Below are 2,910 nucleotides of genomic sequence, written 5' to 3' on the forward strand. Positions count from 1 at the left end.
CCCCGAACCGGTCCGTGAGGTCGCCAGCCCGACGGCGGGCGCGTGGCTCTGGTTCGGCCGCGAGTCGCGGTTCGCGCTGGACGGGATCAGGCGCGAGGTGACGGCGACGATGCCGGGCCACCACCGGACCAAGGCCGGCACCGAGGCCGCCAGCGCGGGCGTCGACTTCGCGGAGGCGCTGTGCGGCGACGATCTCGGCGGGGAGTTCCCGTTCGCGGTCGTCGCCGACCAGTTCGGGCCGCACGAGGGGGATTACGTCCGGATCGACCACGGGAAGCCGGCGGGGCGGCGGATCGTCCTCGGCGAGGGCGAGGTGGTCGAGCGCGACGACGACGGCACGCTCGCAGTCGAGCGGGAGATGACCGGCGGCGGGACGTACGACGCGCTCGGCACCCGCCGGGAGTCCGGCGACACCGCGCTCACGAAGTTCCGCGAGGGGCGCTGGTGGTACCCGACCACCTACCGGAGCGCCGACGGCGAGCACAAGGGGACGTACGTCAACGTCTGCACTCCCGTCGAGTTGTTCCCCGACTCAGTGTGCTACGTCGACCTCCACGTCGACGTGATCAAACAGCCCGACGGCACGGTCGAGCGCGTCGACGACGACGAACTCGATGCGGCGGTCGAAGCGGGCGAGCTATCTGAGGAACTGGCGGAGAAGGCCCGGAGCGTCGCTTCGAGCATCGAGCGCGCGATCTGACTACGCCGAGGGCGTGTCCGTACAGGTCGTCGACCGGTGGACGATCCCCGCGGCGTCGACGGCGACCTCGAAGCTGGCTTCCTTGACGGCACCACAGGTGCCGGAACCGATGCTCCACATCGGCGACTCGGCGATGGGATCGGCGACCGCGGTGACGACGGTGCTGCCGTACGGCATCGGCTCGAACTCGATCCCCGTGCCCGAGCCGGCCGTCGAGCGGAACTGCCGGCGCTGGGCGTCGCCCAGCGGCGTGAACGTCACGGCCTGCTCCCACGCCTGCGTCGGCTCGTCGGCGACGGTCTCGGCGTCGGGGAACGTCTCCGTCTCGCTGTCGGCGTAGGTGAGTTCGACCCCGCCGAAGCCCGCAGCAATCGCGGCGGCGGTGAACACGAGCGCCCGATCGCTGTCGTTGCTGAAGCTCACCGTCACGCGCTGGGGTGCCGGCGTCTCGGTGGCGTTTCCGGGGGCGGTACAGCCCGCGGTCGGGACGGCGAGTGAGAGCCCCGCGGCGGCGAGGAACTGGCGTCTCTCCATATCTTCCCGTCGATTGGGCCGATAATCAAACCACCGCGAAGCGTGGGGGCCGCCGGCCGCTCAGAAGTGGTTGGGGTGTTCGGTGCCGTACTGGAGCTCGCCGCCCCGGCCGCCCTCGACGGTCGCGTCGCCCTGCTCGCCGGTCGAGGGGACCAGCACGTGGACCTCGTCGACCTCGTCGAACGCCACGATCATGTCGCGTTTGATGTTCTGTGCGGTGAGGTCGCTGATCCCACAGCCCGCACAGGACCCCCCGAGCTCGACGGTGACGGTGCCCGTCTCCGGGTCGGCCTCCCGGACGACGCTCCGCCCGCCGTGCATCTGGATGATGGGCATCTGCCCGGTCATCCAGTCCTCGACGCGCTGTTTCAGACTCTCCTCGCTCATTGCTTCCCCTTCGGGCCAGGGACACTGGTAGCTTGCGGTTTTCCTGCACGCCGACGGGCGAGAAAAAACTGTGTCACGATCGTTCCTGCCGCTCACTCCGGGTCCCGCCCGCGCAGCCACGCGAGCGTGCCGGCGCCGACGCCCGCGAGTGCCGCCAGCGCGCCGAGGCCCGGGGACTCGACGCGCGGGGCAGCATCGGTCGACGTTGGCGTCTCGGCGCTCGTCGGCGTCGCGGTCAGAGTCACGAGGTCGTCGTACCCCCACAGGGTCCGCCCGTCCGCGTCGGGGAAGACGTACAGCGCGGCGGGCGAGTCGAGCGTCGCCCGCGAGGCGGCGACGAACGTCGACCCGGGGACGGCGACGCGGGCGGTCCAGAACTCCGCGTGGGGGCGGTCCGCCCACCACGTCAGCTCCCGCGGCTCGGTCGGATCGCCCACGTCGTGGCGCTTCACGCCGCCGCGGTACCACGAACTGTAGAGGATCCCGTCCCGGAAGTCGAAGTTGTGGGCGGTCGTCCACGTCCCGTCCTGCGTGGGATCGGGGGTGGGTGGCGGATCGATCGTCGAGCGGTGGACCGGCTCCGAGGGGGTGGAGACGTCGTACATGTCGATCCCGCCCGGCCCGCCGTCGGGTCGGTCCTCGGTCGCCCACGCCTCGCGGCCGACCGCGAGCAGGTCGCCGGCCTCGTCGACCGCGGCGTAGTGTGAATTTCCGGGCAGCCCGTCGTAGCCGTCCGCGTCGGACTCGTACTCGTCGGCGACCGTCTCCGCACCGCGGCCGATGTGGGCGATCACCGTCGGCGCGGTCGGGTCGCTCACGTCCAGCAGCCACGTCCCGGCGTCCCAGTGGGCGAGGTAGGCGATCCCGTCCTGTACGAACACGTCGTGGAGCGTACGCGGGAGCGGCGGGACGTCGGTCCAGCGCTCGTCGTACTCGGTGAGCGACCAGCCGCCGATACGGCTCGGCTCGCCGGCTGCGTCGACGATCGTGAGCTCGCGGTCGGCCCCGTCGTTGGCGGTGAGGTACGCCCGCTCGCCCTCGAGGTAGGCGTTGTGGATCGGGTAGTCTGTGGGGTAGAACGCCCGCTCCCGGGGCGAGGCGGTGTCGGAGACGTCGACGAACAACGCGCCCGAGAGCTCGCTCGTCCCGGGGTTGGCGGGGCCGACGACCAGCAGCGTCTCCCCGGCGAGCTTCACGTCGTAGATTCCGTCGAGCGGCCCGTCCTCGCGGTCGGCCAGCGGGTCGCGGCGCTCGGCGAGCACGCGCGGCTCGTCGGGGTCGGAGACGTC

Annotated in this window: 4 protein-coding genes; 1 reads left to right on the forward strand and 3 read right to left on the reverse strand. The window is 71.6% G+C overall.

What is annotated here, in order from left to right:
* Positions 1-700, forward strand: a 700-nt coding sequence (locus ACFR9S_RS03930; RefSeq protein ID WP_379818104.1) for a ribonuclease FAU-1 family protein, incomplete at its 5' end; no start/stop codon positions are given.
* Here the strand turns inward: ACFR9S_RS03930 and ACFR9S_RS03935 are convergent.
* From ACFR9S_RS03935 to ACFR9S_RS03945, 3 genes are all read right to left on the reverse strand, one after another.
* Entirely contained in the window at positions 701-1,234 is a 534-nt protein-coding gene (locus ACFR9S_RS03935) for a hypothetical protein (protein WP_379818105.1), read from the reverse strand.
* A 60-nt stretch (positions 1,235-1,294) separates the two neighbouring features.
* Complete coding sequence (locus ACFR9S_RS03940) at positions 1,295-1,621, reverse strand: NifU family protein (RefSeq protein ID WP_379732728.1); 327 nt, start codon at positions 1,619-1,621, stop codon at positions 1,295-1,297.
* A gap of 92 nt (positions 1,622-1,713) precedes the next feature.
* A partial coding sequence (locus ACFR9S_RS03945; RefSeq protein ID WP_379818106.1) for an LVIVD repeat-containing protein occupies positions 1,714-2,910 on the reverse strand: 1,197 nt, incomplete at its 5' end.

This window comes from Halolamina salina, assembly GCF_042678005.1.
Taxonomy (GTDB): Archaea; Halobacteriota; Halobacteria; order Halobacteriales; family Haloferacaceae; genus Halolamina; species Halolamina salina.

What these genes read in the sequence shown, in the direction of transcription:
- ACFR9S_RS03935 (WP_379818105.1), bottom strand. Translation starts at nt 1,234, where the DNA reads ATGGAGAGACGCCAGTTCCTCGCCGCCGCGGGGCTCTCACTCGCCGTC.
- ACFR9S_RS03940 (WP_379732728.1), bottom strand. Translation starts at nt 1,621, where the DNA reads ATGAGCGAGGAGAGTCTGAAACAGCGCGTCGAGGACTGGATGACCGGG.